The following is a 25,226-nucleotide window of genomic DNA, read 5'->3' as shown; positions in this document are numbered from 1 at the left end:
CTGAGATTTCGGCGAGGAGCCCTGCTCGGTGGACAAGCCGTTGGCCGTCGACCGTCCCTGGCCGGCCCCGCGGGTGCTTCTGCAGACCTCAGTAGCAACCACCGGCCAGGTTCGCGTACTCCGCCGTCAGTTGCGACCGGCCATCACGCCGCCGTCGACGTTCAGGATCGCCCCCGTGATCCAACTGGCCTCGGGTGAGAGGAGGAAGACGATCGACGAGGCGATGTCCTGGGCTGTTCCGACCCGTCCCAACGGGTGGAAGCCGTCGAATCCCTTCACCGCCTCCTCGAGCTGGTCGGCGGGGATGAAGCCTTCGTACAACGGCGTGGCCACCACTGCGGGCGCCACCGCGTTGACGCGAATGCCGTCGGCCGCCAGTTCCATGGCCAGGTTGTGGGTCAGGGCGTGAAGGCCGGCTTTCGCCATCGAGTACCCGGTTGCCGGCGTCGCCGCCACCGCCTGATGGGCCCACATGCTGCCGATGTTGACGATCGCACCACCGGAGCCTGCAGCCTTCATACCTCGCACCACAGTCTGGGTCAGGAAGAACGTAGCCCGACTCAGCTCCAGATACGCGTCGTAGTTCTCCTGGCTGTAGTCGAGGAATTCCCTGGGGATGAAGAATCCGGCCGCGTTGACCAGCAGCGTCGCATCGGCATGGTCAGCGGCGAGTTGCTCCTGGACGTCTTCTACCTGCTTGCGATCCGCGAGGTCGGCAGTGATCCCCCACGCCTCGCCCTTCTCACCGAGCTCGCCGACCGTCTGGTCGACCTTGGCTTGCTGACGCCCGACGATGACGACCTTGCCCCCTTGCCCGACAACATCCGTCGCGGTCTGTCGCCCCATGCCGCTGCTCCCACCGATCACGATGAGTTTGCGGCCTTCGAAGTATCCACTCATGAGTTTCCCTCGATCCGTACCGGGCCGGAGTGACCCGGATGTCCCTATCTGTGTGCCGATCGGGGGTCCGGCCTTACTGGTTGCCGGGATCTTGATGAGTGTGAGGTGTATCGGGTCCGGCCGTGGGGTCGGTGTCGTCGGTGGTTCCGAACAGGTAATGAGAGAAGGTCGAATGCTGATTCGCGTGCTCCATCGGCTCGGTCGGAAGCCCGCGTCCCTCCAGCTCGTCCCAGGTCGAGTCGGCGATGCGCCACATCCGGCGCGCTATTCGTCCGGCGACTCCGGCATGCGGCGAGTTGGGATGCGGTCGCGTCGGCGAACTCCATTGCCGTTTCGCCAAGGCTCGGGCCAGCTCTGTGGTGCCCTCGGCACCATGAACTCGCTCCAGTCCGGACACGACTCTCGTCTCCCATGATTCGTGCTCGGCCAGTAGGCGTTCGGCTTCTCGCCAGGTCTCGGTTGCGCTGAGGTCCAGGAAGCGGGCGTCGCCGTACACCCGACCTTTGAGTACGCGCAGCGCCTGCTCGAACTGTCTGAGATTCTCGAGCATGACCGCGGCGTCCGCACCGGACGACGTCCTGGCCGCGGTCAGCAAGACGTCAGCGACGGCCGCGGCATGCTGTGCGGCAACGGCTGCGAACTGATCCGTGATGCGACGCCTCTCGAATCCGTCGATGCTCGGATCCTGAGAACGCGCGGCCAGCTCTCTGAGCCTGGAGTGCTGGGCATGCACGACCTGCTGCAGGGGGCCCGAACGATCCATCTGCTGTCTCCCGCCTGCCCGAGGCCCGGAGTGGGGCTGGATCGGCGGGTGCAACGGATCGAGTACCACGACGTACTCCGGATGGCGCTGAAGGAATCGCTCGACAGCAGGGCAGTAATTCGTGATCCGGACTCCCTCGGCGATGAGGTCGTCGAGGACTGCCTTGATCAGGGCTGTGGCGAGTCCACGGCCCCGCTGATCCTCAGTGATCTCGGTATGACCGAGGACACGCCGTGGCCCGAGGACACGGAAGTCGAGGGTCCCCACCGTCGTGCCTGCGACGAGTAACTCGTACCTTCGCAACTCGTCGTTCTCGACCACGGTCAGCTCGCGCTGGGCGTCGTTCACCAGGGTTCTCATCAGTTGACCTCGTCGAGTTCCAGCGGCTCGTCTTCGACAACGTGGATCGCGGCTTCTTCGGCGCTCGCGGCGCCTCCGTCGATGCCGACCTCGGCCGCGACGAGCTCTTCTTCGAGATCGAAGTGCGACCCCTCGTCCGGAGCTACCAGACGTCCGGCGCGTTCCCGGCCGACCTCCGGACCGTCGACAAACTCCGGCAGTACGGCGTACGGGTCGATGTCAGGCTCCTCCTGGGCAAGCCGCTGCTCGAAGGTCTCACCCCGCAACGCCTCCGCCGCGGTAGTACCGAATCCCTCACCGGCCGACCACTTCTCCGGCGGCGAGTAACCTTCGTCGAGAAGGTCGGAGACACCGCGCCCGTCGAGCGTGTCGGAGAACTGGAGCTGGTCCTCGTCATCCACGCTGTAACTGCCGTAATACTCCCGACTGACCTCGCTCATCCGTCCTCCTGCCGACCGGCCGGCGGCGTGCCGGCTCCTCACGGGGTTCGTGTCGGCCACGGCACGCGTACTTACCCGTCGAGCAGGACCACGGACGGCACGGGTGGGTATCCTGCCCTGATGGTGGACCGTTCATCTCCAGAAGCGGCAGCGATCATTGCTCGGCCCCGATAAGCTCGCTTCGTGCCCGAGACAGTGAACGAGCTCGATCGCCGCCTGACCGCCCGCGGCGCGGCCACGCGAGCCCGGATCGTCGCCGCTGCCGACGAGTTGATGTCTCTCAAGGGTGCCGCAGCGACGACGCTCGACGAGGTGACCGCGGCGAGTGGGACGAGCAAGTCACAGTTCTACCGGCACTTCAGCGACAAGAGTGCCCTGGTCCAGGCAGTGGTCGCACTGCGGGGCGGCCGGGTACTCGAGCGTGAGGAGCAGTATCTCCGCAGGGTCGACTCGTTCAGCGGACTCGATCGCTGGTGCCGGGCCATCCTTCAGCGAGTGACAGCGCGCCGTGGGGCGCGCGGCTGTGAACTGGGGTCACTGTCGACCGAGCTCTCCGACCAGGATGAGGCAGCACGCATCGATCTCGAGGCGCACCTGACCTCCTGGATCTCGCTGCTGGCCGGAGCGCTCGAGCGGATGAAGTCGAACGGCACGCTGTCCGAGGCGGCTGATCCACAAGCGCTGGCGACGGGAATCATGGCTGCTCTTCAGGGTGGGTACGTTCTCGCCCAGGCCGCTCGTGACCCCGGACCGATGCAGGTCGCCCTCGACCTGGCGATGAACTCGGTCCGGGCGTACGCGAAGCCGGCCGGCAAGAAGTAGCCGTCCACACGCTTCCTTCACCGTCCTGATGACTAGCCGTCGACCTGACGATTCCGCCGTCACGGTCGCTCGTTCCTTCGGTTACGAGGTCGGGGCAGGCCGCGGCGCGCCGAGGACATCGGCGTACTCCGGGTTCTTCTCGATGAAGCGGCTGACGACGGCGCAGTAGTTCGACACCGTCACGGACCGCGTGCGGATGTCGTCGAGAGCGCGGCCGGCCAGCACCCACGAAAGTCCTCGTCCGCGGTATGTCTGTTCGATGACGGTGTGTGTGATGGACAGGTGCGAGCCGATCAGGTGGTAGACGAGGAGCCCGGCCTGTTGACCGTCGACGAGGAGTTCGTAGTACTCGTCGTCTGCGTGGTGGACCACTGTGATCGTCGGGGTAGCCGGCGTGCTGGTGGGTGTTTGCGCAACGGCCCCTGCGTCGTCGATGGTCAGCAGGTCGGCCAACGGAGCCAGCCAACCTGTACCGAACGCCTCAGTGGGAAGACTGGCATGCCAGGTCAGGCTCGATCCCGCGTGGTTGCGGAAGTGAAGGACGAGCTGCCAGGCGCCCTCGGTTTCGTGGAGGCCGGCTCCGGTACGCAGCTGCACCCGCACCTTGCTCGGAAGCGAGTTGAGCATCACCGGCTGCGTCCGCAACGGCAGGACCAGACGCCCGTCTTCCGACCGCACGCTGTCTGGATCGTCGGTCCGCGTGGTGCTCCAGTTGGCCAGCATCAAATCCATCTCGGCGTTGCCGAACAAACCCGCGGTAACGCTGAAGTCGACCGGCCGGGCGCTGGTCAGCGTCTGCTCGTCCGGGCCGGTCACCGACAGCTCGCCACCGGCGAGGTAGAAGCCCGTTCCGTCGGGCCGAAGAACCTGATCAGTCATCGCTACTTCCTCTGTGCCGCGCTCTGAACAGACTGCGGGCGCCGGAGGGCTGGCTCGTATCCATGAAAGGACTATATCGTCCTCCTATGGACTGCCGCATCCCGGCTACCCTCGCCGAGCGGCAGGCTATGATTCGGATCTCAGGGCAAGGCGTGCGAGGCTTGCTTCCCTGAAGTGGACCGATCAGACCTCTTTATGGCATCGGGTGGGTGGAAACCTCTCGATCGACAGGACGGCGAAATGACAGCGATCACCGAAAGCGACCGGCTCGTGATTCGGGAGTGGACCGAGGCGGACGCAGACGCCGCCTTGGGGATCTACGGGTCTGCCGAGGTGGCACGGTGGCTGTCGCCCGCGATGGACCAGGTCCCGAACAAGGCGACCATGCGCCTGCTGCTCCGCGCGTGGACCGAGGCCGGCAAGAGTCTCGTCGTACCCGCCGGGCGATGGGCGATCGTCACCAAAGCAGACGGGGCAGTGGTCGGCGGCCTGATGATCGGCTTGTTACCGCCGTACGAGGAAGACTTCGAGATCGGCTGGCAACTCGAACCGGCGGCCTGGGGCCGGGGATTCGCGACCGAGGCGAGCCACGCCTTGATGCGCTGGGCACTCGCAACCGGCACGATCGACGAGTTGTACGCGGTCGCGCGACCGCAGAACGTTCGTGCCTGCGCGACCGCACGGCGTCTCGGGATGGCGTGGGTCGGCGAGACCGACAAGTACTACGGCCTGCCGATGCAGATCTACCGCATCCGCGCGGCCGAACTCGAGTGAGTGGACGTGGTGTTGTCGAACGCGAGGGAGTTCGACTCCGAGCTGATCGTGTGGACCGCGGCCCCACAGTCTCGGCGCGATCGTGACGCTCGGCCCGACGCGGGAGTGCCCGGGCCTGGATTGCCGCCGGCGTCAGCTTTTGCCGGCGGCTTTGGCCTGCGCTGCCTCGGCGGTGGCGCGGTCGGGGTAGCCCGGGTGCTTCGGGTCGAGCAGATCGGCGTACGTCGTAGTACGCGAGAGGTAGTCGGCCACGAAGGGGCAGATTGCGGTGATCGTGCCCTCGCGGGCGCGGACCTCGTCGAGCACTCGCCGTACCATGGCGCCAGCCACGCCCTGGTGCTGATGACTCGGCTCGACTTCGGTGTGCCGGAGGGCGTACCGGTTGGGCCTCAGACGGGTGTAGTAGAGCCATCCGACCAGATCGCCGCCGCGGTAGAGCTCGAAGCGGCCTTGCTCGGTGTTGTCGATCAGCTCCTCGGCCACCGACGCCTGTTCTTCGTTGCTCATCAACTCAGCCTTTCACACTATGGGTCTGCGGATTACGTGCGGCGAAGACGGTGAACAGCGTGGCGATGAGGGCGAGTCCACCGTACCCGAGGGAGATGTGTGGCACGGAGAAGATGCCGGAGAGCCGGGCGGAGATGAGGCTGGGAACGGTCGCGCCGCTGTAGCTGAGCAGATACACCACCGCAAAGATTGGTGCCCGGTCGGACAGGGTGCTGCCGTACAGCAGACCCCGGGTGGCCGCGCTGATGGCGATGCCTTGACTGGCGCCTCCGACGACGGTTGCGGCGATGAACAGCACCAGCGTTCCGGTGGCGATCGCCGTGATGATGCCGATCCACCCGACCAGGAAGGTGATCATGCCGAGGCGTTGCGCTGCTGCCGGTGAGTACCGGCCGCCGAGGGGAGCGCCCAGAGCGCTGGGGCCCATGTACGCGGCGAACACCAGGCCGAGGATGAATGAGTTGTCGGTGTGCAGTTGATCCTCGACCAGTGCGGGCACGAACGCTTGGTAGAAGGCGCCGGTCGCCCAGGTGGCCAGGAGCACGGCGGCCGCGACGGGCAGCAGATGCCTGACTCGGACCGGTAGGCGAACGCTCGGGCGCAGTGATCGCCAACCACCCCGCGTTGAGATCACGGTCTCCGGGCTGATCGCGACGAGCGCGGCGGACACCAGAAGCAGGCCGATGACAACCAGGTAGATGAGGTCACGTGGCCACGGCCCGAACTGGACCAAGGCACCGGACGCGATTGCGCCGACGGCCAGACCGAGCATGACTGTCTGGCTGGAAGCAACGGAGGCCAGCCAGGCCGGCCGGGTCGGCGCAGCGTCGACGATGTAGGCGGTGAGGTTGCTGCTTCCCAGCCCGGCGCCGAGGCCCATCAGGAGCCGGCCGGCAATCAGGATGCCGATGTCGTGCACGTTCAAGAGCAATAGGCAAGCCAGTACGAGCAGTCCGAGGCCGGCGATCGCGAGCGGCCGTCGGCCCACGTGATTGGACAGTGGTCCCAGGACCAAGAGTGTGCTGAGAGTCGCGGCGGAGTAGGCGACGACGGTCAGCGAGATGTCGGCGTTGGTGAACCCTTCCTCGGCGCGATAGATGTTGAAAAGCGGGATCGTCGACCCCACCGCGGCGAACGTCGCCACCAGGGCCATCACCGCGGAGACGAACGCCAGCGTCAGCGTCCTGTCCCGGCGGTGCAGATTGATCACCGGTGCCACATCGTGCATCGAGCCGTGCCTCTCTCCAGGTCGATCGCCCCGCGCCATGCAGTACCGCGATGGCGTCCTCGTACCTCTGATCAGCGTCGATCTCGTCGTGCTGTCTTACCGGCAGTGGCGGAGGAACGAGTTCGTGCGTGTCGGTAAGACGTCCTGGCGGACCGACACTCATCACTTGCACGACACACCTATGACCACCAGCGGACCGGACACACAAAGGGGCAGCAAATGAGCGACACCATGCAGCCGGCCGAGGACCTGGCGATCCTCGAACGACTGAACCTCGACTACGTCGAGGCCGATCAGGCCAGCGATGCCGAGCGCTTCAGCGAGTTGCTCGCCGAAGACTTCGTCGTACAGACTCCGGGCGTCACCCGCAACCGCGAGGAGTTCCTCGAGTACATCGCCAAGCCGCGGCCCTTCAAGGATCTCGCCGTCCATGACGTCAAGGTCCGCATCCTCAGCGATGTCGCGTTGATCCACGGTCGCAGCACGTACACGATGCTTGCCGACGGCACGGAACAGGAAGCGCTGTACACGGACGCGTATCAGAAGCGCGAGGGCACCTGGGTCTGTGTGTCAGCTTGCGCGATCGCTCCGGGCACCTGACCTGGAATGCCATGGCCCGGCTCCGTCGATAACGCAGTACCCGCCCTGACCACCAGAGCACGAGGGGCTGCGTTGGCCGAGCCCTTGGAGGCGGCCGGGTCGGCACAACCAGAGTGGTGGGGCGGACTACCCACAGGTTGTGCCGACCCGGCATGGCAGCCGTGATAGGACGTCAGCGTTCCGCGATGGCGCAGTAGTAGCTGGACGAAGGTTGGAGCGGAGGACGAACGATGAGGCGTACCGCGTTGCGTGGTTGGGCTTCTACGGCTCGTCGGCGTGGGCGGCGAGGGCGACGGTACTCGCGCCGCGGAGGGCGACTGTGTACGGGGCTGGTGCTGGTTGAGCCATGCATGAGAGTCGTTTGGACAGTTGATAGGTGATGGCCGGGAGCAAGGCGCCACCACCGGCTAGCAATGGTCCTCTGTCGAGCGCGTCGACGACCTGTGGGCCGCAGTCGTGGCTCAGCAGGTCAGCCACCATGTCGCGGATGGCTTCGACGAGATTGTCGACCGTCATCGAGGTGCGAAGATCAGCCGTGCCGTGGGGCGTGCGGCGTGCCTCGACCACCGATCCGTCTGCCAGGACGGCTACTTCTGTCAGCTGAGCTCCCAGGTCGATGACAAGCAGAGGTCTGGCCAGGTCGGTCGTGGCGCCGATCGCGGCTGCCTTGACACCGTCAATGGTGATGACAGTGCGGGGCTCGAGGATCTCGACCGCCGCGATGACTCCGTGCCGATCGGCCTCGGAGCAGAGGACAGGAATCGTCACGACGATCAGCTCGGGCCGCGGTGCGCGATCTGCACGGCCGAGAAGAAGCCGACAGAGCATGCGAGCGGTGCCTGTCACGTCGGTGACCCTGCCCCGCGAGATGGGATAGCTGACACCGGCGTGCGATGTTGTCATCGTGGGAGCATCGACGATCAGGCCGTGGTGGGGAACCCAGGCGCGGGTACGCACGCTGCCGAGATCGAGTGCCAGGCCCGGGCCGAGCCGGCTCCACGGCCAGGCGCCCGGACGGACTGCCCCCAGTCTGCGCAGTCCGCTCATCGTTGCATCTCGAGGAAAAGCTGACACCGCGCGCAGTAACGCGCCTGGGGGTGGGCAAACAAGCGGTGGAGAGCTATGGTGCCGCCACACCGGCCGCATCCGCCGTAGCGGCCGGCGTCCATTCGGGCAAGCGCGGCCTCGGTTTCGGCCAGCGCGGTTTGTGCGGCGACTGCGAGTTTGTGACGGACCTCGCTGTGCGCCGCGGTGTCGGGGGAGCTTGTCGTTTCGACGATATCGGCGGCGCTCCGGGCGATGTCTTGAAGTTGTTGACGTCGGAACCGGCGATCTTCGTGCAGGTTCGCCCGGAGAACGGCGAGTTCCGCGAGATCGAGTCGGTTGTTGTCGACTGCAGAGACCTGATAGGCCATGACGGAAGCTCCTAGAGTGGAGGCGAAGGCAACGCTCGATCGGGAAGGCGTGCGCAGACCTGGCGTGCTCAGCTGACGTGTTGCTGACACCCGACGCAGAAGCGCACGTACGGCAAGATCTCGAGGCGCTCGACGGGGATGGAGGTTCGGCAGCTGCCGCAGGTTCCGTAGGAGCCATCCGCCAGACGTTCCCCGGCAGCTTCGATCTCTTCGAGCACACGCTCGATCGCCGCGGTTTGAGCCTCCTGCAGATCCTTGTCCGCGTGCGGTGCGGACTCCTCGATCGCCCTGAGTTGGGCAAGGCGGGAGTTGCGCTCGTGTTCGAGGCGCTGGAGGGCGTCGTGCTTGGTGAGGTTCGGGGCGCGGCCCAGGTGGATGGTCACTTGCATCGGATCCTTTCAAGGGGACGGCAACGGGAGGCCGGCGTACGCAGCAGGAGGCATTGCGTACGCCGGCAGTCTTGCGTCGCCCGTCTTGAGGCTCGTGATTTGGTTCTGTCTCCACCATCGGCGATGCTGCGATCGTTGACCATCGGGCCTGACACCCATTTCGTGCGCGCGGAGACCTGCAGGTAGCGGTCGGCAGATGAGTGTCAGGCCGGATCGACTTGCGGCGCGGTTGCAGGCAGGCTGGATGGTGTGTCACGTCTGCTCACGGCCCGCACACCACCTGCTCAGTACCTGCCGAGTCGGGAGACTGCGTCACCGAAGGAAGGGGTGTTTTCGGTGCCATTGTTCTGGCGCATCTTCGCGCTGAACGCGGTGGTGCTTGCCGCCGCGACAGCATTGTTGCTGTGGGCGCCGGTGACGGTGTCTGTTCCGGTGGTGTTCACCGAAGCCCTGGTGCTGCTGGGCGGATTGGTGGTCATGCTCATCGCGAACGCCGTACTACTGCACGTGGGCCTGGCTCCGTTGGACCGGCTGAGCCGTCGAATGGCGACGGTCGATCTGCTGCGACCCGGGCAGCGTCTGCCGGTTGCCGGGCAGGGTGGTGTTTCGCAGTTGATCCGAGCCTTCAACGACATGCTGGCGCGGTTGGAGGCTGAACGTGCGGCCAGCAATACCCGGGCGCTGTCGGCTCAGGAGGCGGAGCGTCGACGGATTGCACAGGAGCTTCACGATGAGGTCGGCCAGAGCCTGACCGCCGTCGTGCTGGAACTCATCCGCGCTGCCGAACGGGTGGACGACGCCGACCTGCGCGCGGACCTGGAACACGCCGAGGCGACGACCCGGGAGAGCCTCGACGAAGTACGCCGACTGGCGCGCCGGCTGCGACCGGGCGTGCTCGAGGATCTCGGTCTGGTCAGTGCGTTGACCGCACTGGTCACCGACCTGTCCACGCATACCGGCCTCGCGATACTTCACGATTTCCAGCCTGGGCTACCCGCGTTGGACGAGCAGACCGAACTGGTCGTGTATCGGGTCGCCCAGGAGGGACTGACGAACGTCGCCCGCCACGCCGAGGCTGCCCGCGTTGAGATCTCCCTGCGGCACAGCGACGCAGTTGTAGGTCTCCGGATCCGTGACGACGGCCGCGGCCTCGGTCTGGCCCATGAGGGCGCCGGAATCCGTGGCATGCGGGAGCGTGCCCTGCTTGTCGGCGCCACACTGGATCTCGGTGCCTCGCCGACCGGTGGCACCGAGGTGAACCTGGTGGTGCCTCTCGAGCGGAACGGAGCATGAGCATGGCTGCATCGGAAGCGATCCGCATCCTGCTCGCAGACGATCATGCGCTGGTACGACGGGGCATCCGGCTGATCCTGGACAGCAAACCTGGCCTCACGGTGGTCGCCGAAGCCGGTGATGGAAAGGAAGCCGTCGACCTGGCCCTGTCCCCGGAGATCGACCTGGCGATTCTCGACATCGCGATGCCACGGATGACCGGCCTGCAGGCTGCGCGTGAGCTGTCGACGCGCCGGCCCGACCTGCGAATCCTCATGCTGACGATGTACGACAACGAGCAGTACTTCTTCCAGGCGCTCAGGGCCGGAGCCGCGGGATACGTGCTGAAGTCGGTGGCCGACCGGGACCTGGTGGGGGCCTGCCACGCAGCCATGCGGGGCGAGCCCTTCCTCTACCCGGGAGCGGTGAACGCGCTGATCCGCAACTACCTGAACCGTGTCCGGCTCGGTCAGACGATCCCGGAGCAGATACTGACCGCCCGCGAGGAGGAGGTCCTCAAACTCGTCGCCGAGGGACATTCTTCGAAGGAGATCGCCGAGACGCTGTTCATCAGCATCAAAACGGTCGAGCGACACCGGGCGAACATGCTCCAGAAGCTTGGACTCCGCGACCGCTTGGAGCTCGCCCGCTACGCAATCCGGGCGGGCCTGATCGAGCCCTGACCCTGAGGTTTTCGCCCACCAACGGGGCCGGATTCTCAGCCAGGGTGCGAGGTTGCCGATACCCGGCAACGAGGGAGACCTCCCTTCGCCGATCGGGCACGTGTTCACTCCGCGTGCGGGACGGCATCGTTGGGCTCGTGCGGACCCGGAGGCGTGGGACATCGCGGCTCCGCGATCCGTGGCGACGAGGAGGTTTCGATGACCGACCAGGATCCGGTGGCACCACCTAGCGCACCACCTGACTGGCACGCCGCCGGCTCGCAATCGTGTCGCCGCGAGCTCGAGGAGCAGCGACGGCTTCCTGCGACGTCGCAGCTGCGATCGCCGCGTGACATCGTCGAGGTGTGGGGCGAGGATTCGTTCCCGGTCGGCGATCCGCCGGCGAACTGGTGAGTCGGCCCGTGGGGACTTCTCAGGCCGGCGACAGCGACCCGATCCACCAGCAGTTGACGCACGTCGGTGCCCACCAGGACCGTCCTTGGTCGGTGACGGCCAGGGTCGGACTCGCCGAACCAGCGGCAGGTCGCCGCCGACCTGGCGGCGCAGCCGTGAAATGGCTGACCACGACCGACCACAAGCTGATCGGCCACATGTACCTGATCACCTCGTTCGCGTTCTTCCTGATCGGCGGTGTGATGGCGCTGGTCATCCGCGCCGAGCTGGCCAAGCCGGGCCTGCAGATCGTGAACGAAGAGGTCTACAACCAGCTGTTCACGATGCACGGCACGATCATGCTGCTGCTGTTCGCGACACCGCTGTTCGTCGGCTTCGCGAACGTCATCATGCCGGTGCAGATCGGCGCCCCCGATGTCGCGTTCCCGCGGCTGAACATGTTCAGCTATTGGCTGTTCCTGTTCGGCGGCCTCATCGCGTTCGGTGGATTTCTGACCCCCGGAGGAGCAGCAGACTTCGGTTGGACCGGTTATGCGCCGCTGTCCAGCACGGTCCGCTCGCCGGGCATCGGTGGCGATCTGTGGATCATGGGTCTGTGGATGGCCGGTCTGGGCACGATCCTCGGTGCGGTCAACTTCGTCACCACGATCATCACCATGCGGGCACCCGGTATGACGATGTTCCGGATGCCGATCTTCACCTGGAACATCCTGATCACTTCGATCCTCGTGCTGATCGCCTTCCCGATCCTGGCCGGTGCGCTGCTGATGCTGGAGGCGGATCGAGCTCTAGGGGCTCACGTCTTCGACGCCGGGAACGGCGGGCCGATGTTGTGGCAGCACCTGTTCTGGTTCTTCGGGCATCCCGAGGTGTACATCATCGCCTTGCCGTTCTTCGGCATCGTGACCGAGATCCTGCCGGTGTTCAGCCGCAAGCCGGTCTTCGGCTACCTCGGCCTGGTCGGCGCCACCATGGCGATCGCCGCGCTGTCAGCGACCGTCTGGGCACACCACATGTTCGTCACCGGCGCTGTCAGTCTGCCGTTCTTCTCGTTCATGTCATTCATGATCGCGGTCCCCACTGGGGTGAAGTTCTTCAACTGGATCGGGACGATCTGGGGCGGATCGGTGTCGTTCGACACCCCGATGCTGTGGTCGATCGGCTTCCTGACCACGTTCCTCTTCGGCGGGTTGACTGGGGTCATCCTGGCCTCGCCGGTCCTGGACTACCAGGTCACAGACACCTACTTCGTGGTCGCGCACTTCCATTACGTGGTCTTCGGGACCGTGGTGTTCGCGATGTTCGCCGGGTTCTACTTCTGGTGGCCGAAGTTCACCGGGCGGATGCTCGACGAGAAGCTCGGGAAGCTGCACTTCTGGTTGCTGTTCATCGGCTTCCACACCACGTTCCTGGTGCAGCACTGGCTGGGTGTCGAGGGGATGCCGCGGCGCTACGCGTCGTACGGCGCCAACGAGGGCTTCACCACGCTGAACCAGGTGTCCAGCGTCGGTGCGTTCATCCTCGGGGCCTCAACGCTGCCGTTCCTCTACAACGTCTACAAGTCGCGCAAGTCGCCGCCGGTCGGCGTCGACGACCCGTGGGGCTGGGGCCGGTCGCTGGAGTGGGCGACCAGCTCGCCGCCGCCGCGGCACAACTTCGAGCGGCTGCCACGGATCCGGTCCGAAAGCCCGGCCTTCGACCTCCGCCATCCGGACGTCTCGCTCACCGAGTATCGGGACAACAGAGCCTCGACGGACAACCTGCTCGACGCCGGCGAGGACCAGGGCCGGGGCGAGCATCTCGAGGGGACCGTTGGCATCGAGGCCGAAGGAGAGGACGAGACGTAATGACCGAGGCCTCGTTCGGAAGCCAGTACGGAAGGAGCACCGCTGCAGATTTCTAGTCCTCGCAGGCTTATGAGCGGGATGTCGGGTTGGGCTCGAGGCGGACACAGCAGTGGCCGGGCTCCGGCTTGAGCTGGGCCTGTAGTTGCGTGGCGTCCAGGCCGGCCAGGAGTCCGTCGAGCAAGCAAAGATTCATCTCACAGATCAGGTCGGTGTGGTTCTGGGCCAGCGTGTGGAACGGGCAGTTGCCAAGCACGATCGCCCCATCATCGACGCGTGGCTCGAAGCCATGCGCTTCGAGGATGCGCATCACGGCATCGGAACTGGCTCCGGCACCAGCGGTACCCGGGCCGGCGGCCGCCAGCGCGTTGCCAAGTTGGCGGGCACGCCGCTCGAGCGCTGTTCTTGGCGATTCGCCGGTGGTCTCCGCGTCCTCGATGGCCGCGGCCAGCAGGCTTCCCGCCAGGTTGTAGCGATGTTCGGGCAGGGACACCTCGACATGCCGCTCCGATCGTCGGTACAGCTTCGCCGGCCGGCCCGCACCAGGCCCCGACCGGCCGCTGCGACGTTCGTAAACGACGTCGAGCAGACCCTCTGCGGCGAGTCGGTCGAGATGGAACGCGGCGGTAGCGCGCGGCAGACCCAGCGCCGTAGCTGCCTCGTCCCGGGTCACGGCGGCGGTCTGGCGTACGACGTGGTCGTACAGGCGCCGCCGGGTCGGTTCCTCCAACGTAGCGACCGCCAAGATCCGGGCTTCTCTGGTCTCGTCCACGAACTGATTCTAAAGCCAACTCCCATTGACGAAAACCGTACTCGCTTCTAAAGTCAAGATATATCTACTTTAGAAGGAGTGAGATCATGACGACTGAGGTGCACAGGCCACGCACGCCAAGCCGGGAGGCCTTGTCCGATCCGGCGTACCAGGCGTTCCTTGTTCTGCGGACGGTCTTCACGGTGGCGCCGATCGTGTTCGGCCTGGACAAGTTCGCCAACCTTCTGACCGACTGGCCGGACTACCTGGCCCCATGGATCAACGACATCGTCCCCGGCTCCGGCCAGGACGCCATGTATGCGGTAGGCGTCATCGAAATCATCGCCGGCATCGCGGTCGCCCTGATCCCCCGCTACGGAGCCCTGCTGGTGGCCGCCTGGCTCGCGGGCATCATCCTCAACCTGCTCACGCTCTCAGGCTTCTACGACGTCGCACTCCGCGACTTCGGACTCCTCGTCGCAGCCCTCGCACTATCGCGACTCGCCATCAAATACGCCCCTGCCCGACACAGCTCCTGAACGGGCTGGGGAAGACGTCAGCACTGGAAAGGTGATCATGAACGAGCAGTCCACCTACGTCATCGTCGGAGCGAGCCTGGCAGGAGCGACCGCGGCTCAGGCCCTTCGGGAAGAGGGCTTCGCCGGACGGATCGCCTTGGTCGGCGACGAGACCGAGCTGCCGTACGAGCGGCCGGCGTTGTCCAAGGGCTACCTGCTGGGCAAGGACGAGCGAGCAAAGATCTATGTCCATGAGGAGCCCTGGTACGCCGAGCACGCGGTGGATCTGCTGCTGGAGCGGCGGGTGACGTCGTTGGACCGCGGCGCCCATGAGGTGGAGCTCGACACCGGCGAACGGATCGGCTACGCGAAGTTGCTGTTGGCAACAGGCTCGTCTCCGCGGCGGCTTCGGGTGCCGGGCGCGGAACTCGGGGGCGTGCACTACCTGCGGCGAGTCGAGGATTCCGATCGGCTGCGCGAGGTGATCGGCGCCGGAGGCCGGATCGTCGTTGTGGGTGCCGGTTGGATCGGTCTGGAAACCGCAGCCGCGGCCCGGGACTCCGGGTGTCAGGTAACAGTCCTCGACCCACAGCCGGCGCCGCTACTCGCTGCGCTCGGCAGCGAGATGGGAGCGTTCTTCGCTGAACTGCACCTGCGCAACGGTGTCGACCTGCGGTTGAGTCATACCGTCACGGCGTTCCACGGGGCCGGTCGAGTGACCAGCGTCTCTACCGGCAACGGCTGCGAGTTCGCGGCGGATGCCGTCGTCGTGGGAATCGGTGCGATCCCGAACGTCGAGCTTGCCGAACGCGCCGGGCTGAGTTGCGACAACGGGATCGTGGTCGACGAGTCGCTGTGCACGGATGACCCGGACATCTACGCGGTGGGCGATGCCGCGAATTCGTTCCATCCCTTCTACGGTCGACATCTGCGGACCGAGCACTGGGCGAACGCGTTGCGTGGGGCGCCGGTCGCAGCCAAGGCGATGCTCGGTCAGCAGGTCGTCTATGACCGGTTGCCGTACTTCTTCACCGACCAATACGACGTCGGGATGGAATTCTCCGGCTGGATCGGTCCGGACGGTTACGACCGATTGGTAACCCGCGGCGACGTCTCCGGCCAGGGATTCCATGCGTTCTGGCTGGCCGGCGGCCGGGTTGTTGCAGGCATGCACGTCAACCGATGGGACGACGGCATCGCGCCGGTAGAGGATCTGATCCGCAGCAGGCAATCCGTTGATCCGGATCGGCTCGCGGACACCTCGGTGCCACTGGCTGCGCACGTCATGGCCTAGGTGGCGAGTCAGCCTGTCATGAGGCTGACGCCGAGCGCCGCCAGGCCAAGCACCTTGGTGACCTCGCACGCGATGTAGTACAGGTGAACAGTCGATCGCGGCAGGTTGTCTCCGGCCAGAACCCGGTCAGAGCGCCGGTTGAGCCGCGGCCGGATGGCGGTCAGTTGTCCGGCGAGAATGATGACGACGGCCGCGGTGAGAGTCGCGGCCGTCCCGGACGGCCGCCCAGCGACGATCGCTGCAAGTGTCACCAGGGCCAGGGCGATCTCGACGCGGTTGAGCGCCCGGAACACAACGCGCCCGATGCCGAGGCCGACCGGGATGGTGACGCCCGGCGCCCGGAACTTGAGCGGAGTCTCCAGGAAGGAGATCGCCAGCACCATGCCGAGCCAGACGAAGACGGCGGCAGCTGCTACGGCGGCCGAAGCGGTGTTCACTGTTCCTCCTGGATCTGCGGCGTGCTGAAACCTACGCGGCCGGCCGGCCGGTGATTCGCGCGACGAATTCGGGGGGTGAGGCAACGATCATCATGACGGCGGGTTCGGTTCCTGGGTTGGTCAGGCTGACGCGTTCCCCGGTGGCGACGTCCCCGGGGGCGAGGGTGCCCGGCGTCGGGGTGTGGTGCCGATGCTGGTGAGGTGCATCATGTGCTCCTGTTTCGATGCTGGGGCGGGCCGGTGTCCACGCCAGGGCTGTGGGTGGGGGAGAGGTGAACGATGCAGGCATCGGGCTCGGCGAACGGCACGAGGCTGGTCGCTGCGATCGGTGCGCGGATCTCGGCGAGGGCACCCCGCATCAAGCCGAGGTGCAGCGGACACAAGGTGGACGAGTACTCCTCTGCGAGCTCCAGGAAGGGGCAGTGCCGCAGCCTGATGCGCTCGGTTGACTTGCTGTCGGGTTCCGGCGCGAAACCGAGGTCGGTCATCATCGCGCTCAGCCGCTGGGTGGCCTCGGCGACACCGGGCTGCCGGGATGGAGGGATGTGCTCGACCAGGTAGCCGCCCCAACTGCGGCCCGCGGCCTCGGCGGCGGCGCCCGCATCGGGACTCGTGGACAACTGACCTAGCAGGATTTTGGCGAGCAGGTCGTACTGACGCCGGCCGCCTCGGTCCATCCCGGGATGTGGCGTGTACACGGTCCGAGGCCGGCCCCGTCCGGTCGGCTCCTCGAGCCGGCGATCGACGAGTCCTTGCGTCGCCAGGGCATCGAGATGGAAGCGGACCGTATTGGGATGGACGTCGAGTCTGTCGGCGAGCTCAGTGACACCCAGTGGAGCGTCGGAGCCTCGCAGGGCATCGAGCAGGGCCTGTCGGCGTGGCTGGTCGTCGGCGGTCTGGTCAGTCCTGGTCATGGGGTCAGCTTCCCTGATCCTGCGGCGGTAGCGCCGCGATGAGGGGATGGTCGTAGGGAACGGCACCTGTCTTGAATGCCCCGCCGGGGGAGCCGAGGGTGTCGAAGAATCCTGCGTTCGCGACCTGATAGTCCTTCCACTGCTCGGGTAGGTCGTCCTCGTAGAAGATGGCCTCGACCGGGCATACCGGTTCACACGCACCGCAGTCGATGCACTCGTCAGGGTGGATGTAGAGGGAGCGCCCACCTTCGTAGATGCAGTCGACCGGGCATTCGTCGACGCAGGCGCGGTCCTTGAGGTCGACGCACGGCAACGCGATCACATAGGTCACAACGAACTCCCTCGCCAGACGCTTGTAATTACTACAAATATCACATGTAATAATCATAAGAACAGACCTGAGGAGAGTGGCAACATGCCGGCTACGGAGATCTTCATCCAGGCGACCGAGACCGATCCGGACGTCATCGCCCGAGGCGTGGTCCGTGAGGCCCACGCGCGGTTGCGGTTCGGGCTGGCGGAGTTGGCTGCCACGCAGCCAGTTGTCGATGGCGATCCCCCGCGATCTGCGGAGTTGGTGGACTTCTGCCGACGTGAGGTACGCCGGTATTTGGTCACCGCGGATCAGGACCTGTACATGCCGGCGGCCGGAGATGACGAGACGCGACTTCTGGTCGATGCTCTACGACTCGGAGCGGCAAATCTCGACGCGCAGATCGACCAACTGACGGCCGCCGACCCGGTCGATGCGGCGAGGCTCGGCGTGACGATCATGGCGGCCTTGGATCTTCACCTTCAGATCGAGGAGTCGGTGTTGCTCCCCGCGCTCGCAGGCCTGCCGGGCGTGGATCCGTCGCTGCTGGCCGCGAACCTGCGGGCTTACCTCGCGAGGGAGCAGGTCGAACAGCCGACGATCATTGACGTCCGGCGAATCGCTCGCGGTGGACGTCACCCGCGGATCTTCGCCCGCTATGCGCGGCTGGCGCCCGGAGAGGCGTTCATCCTGGTCAACAACCATGACCCCAAGCCATTGCGCCGGGAGTTCGAGGCCATCCACCACGGCGCCTTCAGCTGGGACTACCTGCAGACCGGACCCGGGGAGTGGCGAGTCCGGATCGGCAGGCTTGCAGCTGATGCCTGAGGATTCGCCGGTCGCTCCAGTCGACTCGCTGCCTGAGCAGCCGACGGTGCGGGTCCTGGCCGACGTGCACGAACTCGTCAATGATTCGCGCGTACCGTCGGGTGCTCGCTGGACGCTTGCCGAGCCGGGTCGCCAACTTGACGCGAACCTCATCCATCTACCCGCCGGGCAGCGCGTGGACACCCACACCGAGCCGGATCTCGACGTCGTACTCGTCGTCGTCGCGGGTGGCGGCACCGTCGGTACACCCGGCGCGGAGCAGGTTCTTGCCGACGGCAACGTTGTCTGGTTACCCCACGGCTCGACCCGGAATCTCACCGCGGGCAACGACGGCCTGTCCTATCTGACCGTCCATCGGCGCCGTCCCGGCCTGCAGATCGGCAAACGTTCCAGTCAGTAGGTCGCACGGAGCGATCCGCCGTGCCGATGAGTTCGGGCGGCGAGGTCACCGTGGCTCCCGCAGGAGTCGGGCCAGGACCGCCGCCTGGCTGTGGTCCACGTCCCTGGTCGCCGTCAGCAGGGTGACATTGTCGCGTTCTGCCAGCGTGCGCAGGTGATCCAGCGCCGTCCGTGCGGTCTGTGCTGCCAGTTCGTCGCGATAGCGCGCCTCGAACTGAGTGAACTTGTCTGGGACATGGCCGTACCACTTGCGGCGTTCCGTGGACGGTGCGACGTCTTTGGCCCACTCGTCGATGGCGGCCGCTTCCTTGCGGATTCCGCGTGGCCACACACGATCGACCAGGACCCGGATGCCGTCCTCGGGCGCGGGCCGATCGTAGATCCTACGCACCCGGACATCTCGGCGCGTCATGCTTCACCGCCGGCGGGCCCGTCCCAGTCAGGCAGCGTCAAAGCGGTGCGCGCGCGCCGAAGTTCGTCACGGTGCAACGCACCTGGCCTGGCCATGGCCCGCTCGCCGCGCAGCGTGAGCTCCACGTGGACCGCGCGGACGGTCTGCTCGCGGAAGCGCGGGTACCGGCGAATGCCACAACGGAACTGAGCCGACGCTTCGAAATCCGCCTTCGTCAACGGCTTGGCCACGGGGTCGCCTTTCCTCGTGTCGGTCTGCATATGATCACGTCCTCATCTGCCCGCGGACCGCGCGATGCGTATCAACTTCTCCATGATGTACCTGGCGAAGTATTCGTCCGGCAACGATGCTCTACTGGGACATGGCCCAGCACCTGCGTCGGTTCAGCGCGAGGGGAGTGGCATGAGCGAGTCCGGTGGTCTGCGGTGGCCGGGTTCCGGCGCCGGGAACAGTGCGGATGAAGCGTGGCTGACGGCGATCGCGCAAGCGGCCGCCGGAGACTCCCAGGCGCCGCTGGAGTTGCTGGTCGAGTACCTCAGCCTGCTCGCAGACGCTGCCATCTCCGGAAGACGGCCCCGGGAACACGAGTTGGCGATCGTGCGTGAACTCGGGCGTCGCGCTGCCGAACAGGGCATCCCGGCCGGACGGGTCGTTGACCTGTACCTGTCCGCGGCCTGGCGGATGTGGAGGGACCTCCCGGATGTCGTGCCGTACCGCGACCGCGACACCGTCCGGGCGTCGGCACAGGCGGTCCTGCATGCTGTCGGTGAAGCAATCGCAGTCCTCGTCGACAGCTATCAGGTTGCCACCCAGCATCTGATCCGGCAGGAGGAAGCGCTGCGCCGCGAACTGGTTGACGACCTGCTGCGGGGCGACCCCGACGTCTCGCGAATCGTCGAGCGTGCCGAACCGTTCGGACTCGACCTCGGCCGGCCGCATCAGGTGGTCCTGGCCCGCCCCGCCGACGAGCTACCGGAGGGCGACACGAGCGTGAACATGCTCGAGCTCTTCATTCTCGACCGTTTCGGGGACCGTGAAGTGCTCGTCGCGACCAAAGAGGGACTGCTGGTGGTGTTGATCCCGGCGATCGCCCCCAGCACGGCACCGCGCACTGTCAATCAGGACGTGGGGACTCTGATCCATGACGCGTTGATCCGGCACCGGTCGGGCCGAGAGTGGCGCGTCTCGACCGGCCGGCCCTACCCCGGCGCGTATGGCATTGCCCGCTCCTACGAGGAGGCGCGGGAAGCGTTGACGCTTTCCGACCGGTTGCGACTCGACGCCGCGGTCGTCGATGCACGGGACATGCTCGTGTACCGCGTCCTGGTCCGCGACCAGGCCGCCATCGTCGATCTCGTCCAGGCTGTGCTCACCCCGTTGACCGCGGCCCGCGGCGGCGCTGAGCCGTTGCTGTCAACCCTCGAGGCGTACTTCGAGGTCGGCGAGGTCGCCACCGACGCCGCACGCCGCCTGAACGTCTCGGTCCGCACCGTCACCTACCGGCTGACCAAGGTCAAGGAACTGACGGGCCACGATCCAGGCGATCCTGCTCAGCGGTTCATCCTGCACATCGCGGTCCTCGGCGCACGCCTTCTCGAATGGCCCGCGCGTGAGCTCCCTCACGGCGCGGAGGCCCGCGCCTAGCCAACCCGGCGCAGTGTCCCGCTGAGGCGGCCCATCGTTGCCGGACCTCGGCGATCAGGACGGCCGCAGTTCGCCGATCGGCACCGTACCGGTCGTGGGCCGGCAGCGGCAAAGTCGTAGCTGCGAACAAGGAGGTTGTCGTGGACCAATCAGTCGTCCTCCGACCCGACGCCACGGTGCCGGAGAAGACGTCATGAGGGCCTATCGGGTCGTGTGGGTGTTCTTCGGTGGTCTGCTCAGCGCCCTTGGTGCAGTCATGGCCTTCACCTGGTCACTCTCGAGCGTCATCATGCTGCTCGTCCTCGCCGCCCTCATGGGTGCAGTCGTGGCGTTGGTCGCTTTGGTGAACCTCGACGGACCCACCCGGCATCCGCGGGATCGACGACGGATAGTGGTCCGCAGTGCAGCCCTCAGCGCGGGTGGCACGGTCTCCTTCATTGGCCTGGGTACCTTGCTGGGCGCTCCGATAGCGCTGCTGCTGCTGGCCATCATCGTCGGAGGATCCCCTTCTGCGATTCAGTACTGCCTTGGCCGGCTGAGCGATCACGGCCACCTGGCCAGCTCGGCGCCTCGGCCTGCCCGGCCGGATCGTGCCGAACGCATGTCAAGGGCCGCGACGGCAGCCGTCCTGAGGACCGAACCAGAACAGGGGGCCAAACCTCACGTCACGCCAGATGCCCTGAGCGACAAAGCCCTCTGCCTGGCCTGGCGGGCTAGCTTCTCGGCTCTGCAAAGGGCCAGTTCGCCGACGCAACGGTTGCGGATCGTCGACGAGCGCCGGGCGTATCTCGACGAGATCGAGCGCCGCACCGCCAATGGCATGGCCGCGTGGCTGGCGTCAGGACCGAGAGCAGCTGGAGACCCCAGCAGGTTCGTTCTGGGAGACCCGGCAGGTCGCGCCCCCATTGACTGGGACGCCCTACTCCACGACACGGACATGTGAACAACCACTACTCCGGCGAATGCCAGGGGAACCGAGAACACGATGACCAAGCTCGAACACCTCTACGGCTACTACAGGCAGAGCCCTTGGCTGGACAACCTCACCCGTGCCTACCTGCGTGACGGCACCCTCGCGCGCATGGTCGACAACGGGATCCGAGGCGTCACCGCCAACCCGACGATGTTCGCCAGGAGCATCACCGGCTCCCACGACTATGACGAACAATTCTCGGCGCTGATGGCGGCCGGTAGATCCGTGGACGAGGCTTACTGGGAGTTGGTCATCACCGACGCCGGTCAGGCGCTAGCCGTACTGCGACCGGTTTTCGACGATTCGCCCGCCGGTCGACCTACCGCGTTGCTGCTGGCAACGACCTGCGGACGTCGGGATCGTCGGGGTTGAGTGCTGAGTGGTCTTGAGGTTGGTCAGGAGGGGTCGAGGTGCTTCACGAGGACGGCTCGGGTGTAGAGGAGGCCGAAGCCGCTGTGTTGGGCGTTTTGCTGGGATTTCGATGCGGGTTGGGTGGTGATGACGCCGACGTCGCAGCCTGCGGTAGCTGCATCGGAGAGGCGGGTGAACAGCAGAGCGGACTGGATGCCGTGGCGGCGGTGCGCGGGGAGTGTTGCTGCGCCGGCGAACTGGGCGACGTCGTCGGTTGTCCGGAGTCCGGCTCCGCCGGCGATTTCGCCGTTCAGGATGGCGGTGTAGCGGGTGATGTCGGCTGCGGCGCTGTCGCGTTCGGCTTCGAGGTAGGTGTCGCGAGGAAACTCCTCGCGCCACGGGACTCCCTGGGTGTCGGGTACGGCGACCGCGTCGGCCATCATGTTCAGCCAGGCGTCGAGTTCATCCTCGCCACTTCGCCGGACCTCGACTCCGGCGGGCAGCGTGACGTCGTACGCGTTCTCGATGGCGATGCCGAGCACGTTCTCGAATGACTCCAGTAGGTACCCACGTCGGCTGAGGGCGATGCCGAGCTCGGGGTCGGCGAGGTGCGGTAGCTCGACTTGCACGGGTGCGCCCACGGCGGCGTACGCGTGCTCGATCTCGTCGAGCTCGTCGGCAGTCGGTACGCCGCCGAATCCGAGCCCGACGACCTTGTTGAACGGCGAGTCGTCGTCGGCGAAGCTCGCGAGTCCGCCTGCCACCGGGATCACGAAGCCTCGGCCGTCGGCGAGGCGGCGGTGGGCGGCGAGGGCGGTGGTCTCGATGAGCTCGGTTTCGGCCCGCTCGATACGCGCGGCCAGGTCAGCGTCGCAGAACAGAGGTGTCCGACCGGTCTTCATGATTCTCCTGACAGGTCTTGGCTCAGCCAGACCCGGTCGCGTAGTGGGATGCCGTCGATGACGATTTCGTCGGGGTAGCCGGTCGATGCCTCGAACGCGTCGCGTTCGATGTGGAGCATGCGGAAACCTTGACGTTGGTAGAAGCGCAGATTGCCGATGTCGGCTGCCGCGGTGGCGACGAGAAGGCGTGTCGCCGCGTTCTGCCGGCAATGTTCGAGCGCTGCTCGGACCAGAGCCCGGCCGACGCCTGTGCCGCGGCGGCTCTCGGCGACGGCCATGCTCTTCAGTTCGGCGGCGTCGTCGCCGGTCATCAGCTGTAGGTGGCCGATGATCTCGCCGTCGTCCTCGGCCACGAAGACGGTGCCGAGGCCGAGGTAGGTATCGATCTGCTGCTCGGAGTCGTCGGCCTCCCGGAAGAGCGGGCGCAGCAGCTCCCGATCCCCGTCATAGCGATGCACCATCATCTCGGCGAACTCCGTTTGTCGGCGTGGCTTTGGCTCTCCGGATGTCTGTGTCACAGAGGGCGCGAGACGTTACGCGACCTCGGCGATCGTCCTGTAGGCGAAGTGCCGGCGGGGATGTCGAGTCGCGGGTAGGCACTCGATTCGAGTGTTTCGTCACGGCTGGCATCTCCGCCGGCACCAGCCTTCGCGTGTGCTCGTTCTGATCGCCTGATCAGTCGGTGGCGAGTCCTGCGGAGCCGGAGATGGCGGCTCCGGTGGTGTCGTGCTGCGTAGTCAGTGAGCCGTCGTGGTGGACAGTGAACGAGGCGACGGCACCGTTGGCGAGGCGGACGTAGAGGGATGTGTTGTCAGGGCTCAGAGCGGCGTCCGTGCCACCACCGCTGGTACTTCCCGCTACTGATGCCACCAGCCGCAAATGCCCGTCGGCGCTGATGCGGTACGACGAGATCGACGAGCTGGCCGCGTTCACGGTGTAGGCGTAGCGGCTGTCGTTGGTGACCACGAGCCAGCAGGCGGCCGCCTGGTCGTCGCGCACCGAGGCGCTGATGGTCCGCAATTGGTTCGCGTGTACGGCGTACGACGAGACGGCGCTGGCATCGGCTTCGGAGACGATCGCGTGGCCGCGTCGGTCGAAGGCGAATCCGTACGGCGTCGAGCCTGAGGAGTGGTGGGCAACAGCGGGTCCGGCGTAACCGTTCGTGACGGCGAAGGTGTCGATTGTCTGGTCGCCCTTGTGGGTCACGACCAAAGCCTGTCCGTCGGGGCTGAACGAGACCTGTGCGGCCGCGGTCGGATTGGCCGTGGTCTTGCTGAGTGCCCTGGTCGAGTGTGGCAGCGGCTGGAGGTGGCCGTCGTGGCTCACCCGGAGGCCGCTGATGTTTTCGCTGTTCTGGTTCAGGACGTAGACAAGTCCATGGCGCACGGTGAGGCTGACCGGCTGGTCGCCGCCGCTGGCAGCGACGTCACGGCGTACCAGGCCGTGGCCTGTGATGGCGAGGGTTGAGATGGTGTCGTCTCCGGCGTTCACGGCGAACAGCAGGTTGCCGTCTCGGACCAGACCGCTCTGCGAGGCGAGGGAGGAACCCAGCCCACGACCGCCGGTCGGGACTGTGGCACCGGCCTGCAGCCGGCCGTCATGCAACCGGTTGAAGACCTGGATCGCGTTGCCGGCGGCCGAGTTGGTCGTCTCGTAGACGTGCCCGACGACCGGGTTCGCGACAGGGCCGGCCGTCGCGTGTGCGGGGGCGAGTCCGAGCAGGGACGCCGCGGCGACGGCGGCCAGTGCGGGAGCGAGGACGCGGGCCGATCTGGTGCGCATGGAAGTTCCTTTCCTAGGCGGATACCGCTGAATTCCTTTCGACAATAGATGCCTGAGAAATGCCTGATCAGAAATCTCCAGTCGCGGTAAGGGACCTGTTATCCCGGTCGAAATTGTTCGCAAATCATAAGAGGTTGTCGCCGGTAGTTCCGTGGAATACGGACAGCGACGGACCGCTTCTGAAAGGTTCAGTGCCTGCGGGCGCCCAGGCGTTACAGGAGCGAAGGGCAAGCACGTACGAACGTTCGCCGGCACGATCTGATCCGGGCCGCTTGGCCTTACGGACCGATGACGGAATCGGCCAGGGTGGTCATTTCGCTACTACCGTCAGCATTGGGAGTGCTCTAGTACTCCAGCCGTAGTTCGTGATCTGCGGTGTGGCAGTGTGGCGGTCCAGGACGTAGCACAGCCACCGGTTGATGATCTCGGGTTGTGTGGA

32 protein-coding genes are annotated in these 25,226 nt (G+C 66.1%); 14 read left to right on the top strand and 18 right to left on the bottom strand.

Annotated elements, in window-relative coordinates; all coding sequences use genetic code 11:
• Positions 1-126 precede the first annotated feature (126 nt).
• The 3 genes from ACZ3HV_RS17880 to ACZ3HV_RS17870 form a co-directional block, all read right to left on the bottom strand.
• Positions 127-900, bottom strand: coding sequence for an SDR family NAD(P)-dependent oxidoreductase (locus ACZ3HV_RS17880; RefSeq protein ID WP_465685586.1), 774 nt, complete (start codon positions 898-900; stop codon positions 127-129).
• Between the two features lie 73 nt (positions 901-973).
• On the bottom strand, positions 974-2,023 hold the full coding sequence (locus tag ACZ3HV_RS17875; protein ID WP_465685584.1) for a GNAT family N-acetyltransferase: 1,050 nt from the start codon (positions 2,021-2,023) through the stop codon (positions 974-976).
• On the bottom strand, positions 2,023-2,463 hold the full coding sequence (locus ACZ3HV_RS17870) for a DUF5709 domain-containing protein (protein WP_465685582.1): 441 nt from the start codon (positions 2,461-2,463) through the stop codon (positions 2,023-2,025). The genes ACZ3HV_RS17875 and ACZ3HV_RS17870 overlap by 1 nt, the downstream gene beginning before the upstream one ends.
• Before the next feature lie 183 nt (positions 2,464-2,646).
• On the opposite strand from ACZ3HV_RS17870, the gene ACZ3HV_RS17865 reads away from it, so the two are divergent.
• A complete protein-coding gene (locus ACZ3HV_RS17865; protein WP_465685580.1) occupies positions 2,647-3,285 on the top strand; it encodes a TetR/AcrR family transcriptional regulator in 639 nt (212 codons plus the stop codon).
• A gap of 81 nt (positions 3,286-3,366) precedes the next feature.
• On the opposite strand, the gene ACZ3HV_RS17860 is transcribed toward ACZ3HV_RS17865, so the two are convergent.
• Positions 3,367-4,164 carry a GNAT family N-acetyltransferase gene (locus ACZ3HV_RS17860; protein WP_465685578.1) on the bottom strand — a complete coding sequence of 266 codons (798 nt, stop codon included), beginning with the start codon at positions 4,162-4,164 and terminating at the stop codon, positions 3,367-3,369.
• Between the two features lie 240 nt (positions 4,165-4,404).
• On the opposite strand from ACZ3HV_RS17860, the gene ACZ3HV_RS17855 reads away from it, so the two are divergent.
• On the top strand, positions 4,405-4,938 hold the full coding sequence (locus tag ACZ3HV_RS17855) for a GNAT family N-acetyltransferase (protein ID WP_465685576.1): 534 nt from the start codon (positions 4,405-4,407) through the stop codon (positions 4,936-4,938).
• Between the two features lie 132 nt (positions 4,939-5,070).
• Here ACZ3HV_RS17855 and ACZ3HV_RS17850 read toward each other — a convergent pair whose 3' ends face one another.
• Together ACZ3HV_RS17850 and ACZ3HV_RS17845 are read right to left on the bottom strand one after the other, a co-directional pair.
• A complete protein-coding gene (locus ACZ3HV_RS17850) occupies positions 5,071-5,445 on the bottom strand; it encodes a GNAT family N-acetyltransferase (protein WP_465685574.1) in 375 nt (124 codons plus the stop codon).
• 4 nt (positions 5,446-5,449) lie between these two features.
• The gene (locus ACZ3HV_RS17845; RefSeq protein ID WP_465685572.1) at positions 5,450-6,673 is read right to left on the bottom strand and encodes an MFS transporter; all 1,224 of its coding nucleotides are present in this window, start codon (positions 6,671-6,673) and stop codon (positions 5,450-5,452) included.
• 219 nt (positions 6,674-6,892) lie between these two features.
• On the opposite strand from ACZ3HV_RS17845, the gene ACZ3HV_RS17840 reads away from it, so the two are divergent.
• Positions 6,893-7,273 (top strand): nuclear transport factor 2 family protein, encoded by a 381-nt coding sequence (locus ACZ3HV_RS17840; protein WP_360375456.1) that lies wholly within the window; start codon positions 6,893-6,895, stop codon positions 7,271-7,273.
• A 261-nt stretch (positions 7,274-7,534) separates the two neighbouring features.
• Here ACZ3HV_RS17840 and ACZ3HV_RS17835 read toward each other — a convergent pair whose 3' ends face one another.
• The 3 genes from ACZ3HV_RS17835 to ACZ3HV_RS17825 form a co-directional block, all read right to left on the bottom strand.
• The gene (locus ACZ3HV_RS17835; protein WP_465686317.1) at positions 7,535-8,176 is read right to left on the bottom strand and encodes a rod shape-determining protein; all 642 of its coding nucleotides are present in this window, start codon (positions 8,174-8,176) and stop codon (positions 7,535-7,537) included.
• A 140-nt stretch (positions 8,177-8,316) separates the two neighbouring features.
• A complete protein-coding gene (locus ACZ3HV_RS17830; protein WP_465685570.1) occupies positions 8,317-8,688 on the bottom strand; it encodes a TraR/DksA C4-type zinc finger protein in 372 nt (123 codons plus the stop codon).
• A gap of 68 nt (positions 8,689-8,756) precedes the next feature.
• Positions 8,757-9,071, bottom strand: a complete 315-nt coding sequence (locus tag ACZ3HV_RS17825) for a TraR/DksA family transcriptional regulator (RefSeq protein ID WP_465685568.1) — start codon at positions 9,069-9,071, stop codon at positions 8,757-8,759.
• A 342-nt stretch (positions 9,072-9,413) separates the two neighbouring features.
• Here ACZ3HV_RS17825 and ACZ3HV_RS17820 point away from each other — a divergent pair, with 342 nt between their 5' ends.
• From ACZ3HV_RS17820 to ctaD, 4 genes are all read left to right on the top strand, one after another.
• On the top strand, positions 9,414-10,370 hold the full coding sequence (locus tag ACZ3HV_RS17820) for a HAMP domain-containing sensor histidine kinase (protein ID WP_465685566.1): 957 nt from the start codon (positions 9,414-9,416) through the stop codon (positions 10,368-10,370).
• A 2-nt stretch (positions 10,371-10,372) separates the two neighbouring features.
• Positions 10,373-11,032 carry a response regulator gene (locus tag ACZ3HV_RS17815; protein ID WP_465685565.1) on the top strand — a complete coding sequence of 220 codons (660 nt, stop codon included), beginning with the start codon at positions 10,373-10,375 and terminating at the stop codon, positions 11,030-11,032.
• A 198-nt stretch (positions 11,033-11,230) separates the two neighbouring features.
• Positions 11,231-11,425: a hypothetical protein gene (locus ACZ3HV_RS17810; protein WP_465685563.1), complete on the top strand. Its 195-nt coding sequence runs from the start codon at positions 11,231-11,233 to the stop codon at positions 11,423-11,425.
• A gap of 155 nt (positions 11,426-11,580) precedes the next feature.
• Positions 11,581-13,272 carry an aa3-type cytochrome oxidase subunit I gene (gene ctaD / locus ACZ3HV_RS17805; protein WP_465686315.1) on the top strand — a complete coding sequence of 564 codons (1,692 nt, stop codon included), beginning with the start codon at positions 11,581-11,583 and terminating at the stop codon, positions 13,270-13,272.
• Between the two features lie 67 nt (positions 13,273-13,339).
• On the opposite strand, the gene ACZ3HV_RS17800 is transcribed toward ctaD, so the two are convergent.
• Positions 13,340-14,041 carry a helix-turn-helix transcriptional regulator gene (locus tag ACZ3HV_RS17800; protein WP_465685561.1) on the bottom strand — a complete coding sequence of 234 codons (702 nt, stop codon included), beginning with the start codon at positions 14,039-14,041 and terminating at the stop codon, positions 13,340-13,342.
• 86 nt (positions 14,042-14,127) lie between these two features.
• Here ACZ3HV_RS17800 and ACZ3HV_RS17795 point away from each other — a divergent pair, with 86 nt between their 5' ends.
• On the top strand, positions 14,128-14,559 hold the full coding sequence (locus ACZ3HV_RS17795; RefSeq protein ID WP_465685559.1) for a DoxX family membrane protein: 432 nt from the start codon (positions 14,128-14,130) through the stop codon (positions 14,557-14,559).
• A 37-nt stretch (positions 14,560-14,596) separates the two neighbouring features.
• Positions 14,597-15,832, top strand: coding sequence for an NAD(P)/FAD-dependent oxidoreductase (locus tag ACZ3HV_RS17790; protein WP_465685557.1), 1,236 nt, complete (start codon positions 14,597-14,599; stop codon positions 15,830-15,832).
• Positions 15,833-15,840: 8 nt separating this feature from the next.
• On the opposite strand, the gene ACZ3HV_RS17785 is transcribed toward ACZ3HV_RS17790, so the two are convergent.
• The 3 genes from ACZ3HV_RS17785 to fdxA form a co-directional block, all read right to left on the bottom strand.
• The gene (locus tag ACZ3HV_RS17785; protein ID WP_465685555.1) at positions 15,841-16,269 is read right to left on the bottom strand and encodes a hypothetical protein; all 429 of its coding nucleotides are present in this window, start codon (positions 16,267-16,269) and stop codon (positions 15,841-15,843) included.
• A gap of 206 nt (positions 16,270-16,475) precedes the next feature.
• Complete coding sequence (locus tag ACZ3HV_RS17780) at positions 16,476-17,183, bottom strand: helix-turn-helix transcriptional regulator (RefSeq protein ID WP_465685553.1); 708 nt, start codon at positions 17,181-17,183, stop codon at positions 16,476-16,478.
• Between the two features lie 4 nt (positions 17,184-17,187).
• Positions 17,188-17,514, bottom strand: coding sequence for a ferredoxin (gene fdxA, locus ACZ3HV_RS17775; RefSeq protein WP_465685551.1), 327 nt, complete (start codon positions 17,512-17,514; stop codon positions 17,188-17,190).
• 84 nt (positions 17,515-17,598) lie between these two features.
• Here fdxA and ACZ3HV_RS17770 point away from each other — a divergent pair, with 84 nt between their 5' ends.
• The gene (locus ACZ3HV_RS17770; RefSeq protein WP_465685549.1) at positions 17,599-18,324 is read left to right on the top strand and encodes a DUF2249 domain-containing protein; all 726 of its coding nucleotides are present in this window, start codon (positions 17,599-17,601) and stop codon (positions 18,322-18,324) included.
• Entirely contained in the window at positions 18,317-18,724 is a 408-nt protein-coding gene (locus ACZ3HV_RS17765; RefSeq protein WP_465685547.1) for a hypothetical protein, read from the top strand. The genes ACZ3HV_RS17770 and ACZ3HV_RS17765 overlap by 8 nt, the downstream gene beginning before the upstream one ends.
• A gap of 45 nt (positions 18,725-18,769) precedes the next feature.
• Here ACZ3HV_RS17765 and ACZ3HV_RS17760 read toward each other — a convergent pair whose 3' ends face one another.
• Entirely contained in the window at positions 18,770-19,114 is a 345-nt protein-coding gene (locus ACZ3HV_RS17760; protein ID WP_465685545.1) for a DUF488 domain-containing protein, read from the bottom strand.
• 17 nt (positions 19,115-19,131) lie between these two features.
• Positions 19,132-19,395: a hypothetical protein gene (locus ACZ3HV_RS17755; protein ID WP_465685543.1), complete on the bottom strand. Its 264-nt coding sequence runs from the start codon at positions 19,393-19,395 to the stop codon at positions 19,132-19,134.
• 142 nt (positions 19,396-19,537) lie between these two features.
• Between ACZ3HV_RS17755 and ACZ3HV_RS17750 the strand changes: the two genes are divergently transcribed.
• The 3 genes from ACZ3HV_RS17750 to ACZ3HV_RS17740 all read left to right on the top strand — a co-directional run bounded on the left by ACZ3HV_RS17750 (position 19,538) and on the right by ACZ3HV_RS17740 (position 22,124).
• Positions 19,538-20,779 carry a PucR family transcriptional regulator gene (locus ACZ3HV_RS17750; protein ID WP_465685541.1) on the top strand — a complete coding sequence of 414 codons (1,242 nt, stop codon included), beginning with the start codon at positions 19,538-19,540 and terminating at the stop codon, positions 20,777-20,779.
• Positions 20,780-20,990: 211 nt separating this feature from the next.
• A complete protein-coding gene (locus ACZ3HV_RS17745) occupies positions 20,991-21,722 on the top strand; it encodes a hypothetical protein (RefSeq protein ID WP_465685539.1) in 732 nt (243 codons plus the stop codon).
• Between the two features lie 42 nt (positions 21,723-21,764).
• Positions 21,765-22,124 carry a transaldolase family protein gene (locus ACZ3HV_RS17740; RefSeq protein ID WP_465685537.1) on the top strand — a complete coding sequence of 120 codons (360 nt, stop codon included), beginning with the start codon at positions 21,765-21,767 and terminating at the stop codon, positions 22,122-22,124.
• Positions 22,125-22,147: 23 nt separating this feature from the next.
• On the opposite strand, the gene ACZ3HV_RS17735 is transcribed toward ACZ3HV_RS17740, so the two are convergent.
• The 3 genes from ACZ3HV_RS17735 to ACZ3HV_RS17725 form a co-directional block, all read right to left on the bottom strand.
• Positions 22,148-23,005 (bottom strand): GNAT family N-acetyltransferase, encoded by an 858-nt coding sequence (locus tag ACZ3HV_RS17735; protein WP_465685535.1) that lies wholly within the window; start codon positions 23,003-23,005, stop codon positions 22,148-22,150.
• Positions 23,002-23,469 (bottom strand): GNAT family N-acetyltransferase, encoded by a 468-nt coding sequence (locus tag ACZ3HV_RS17730; RefSeq protein ID WP_465685533.1) that lies wholly within the window; start codon positions 23,467-23,469, stop codon positions 23,002-23,004. Before ACZ3HV_RS17730 ends, ACZ3HV_RS17735 begins: the two co-directional genes overlap by 4 nt.
• 211 nt (positions 23,470-23,680) lie before the next feature.
• Positions 23,681-24,787: a lactonase family protein gene (locus ACZ3HV_RS17725; protein WP_465685531.1), complete on the bottom strand. Its 1,107-nt coding sequence runs from the start codon at positions 24,785-24,787 to the stop codon at positions 23,681-23,683.
• Between the last annotated feature and the right edge of the window lie 439 nt (positions 24,788-25,226).

The organism is Kribbella sp. NPDC020701 (assembly GCF_055562215.1).
Note: the sequence above shows the minus strand (reverse complement) of the source record. Positions and strands in the feature narration are given on the sequence as shown.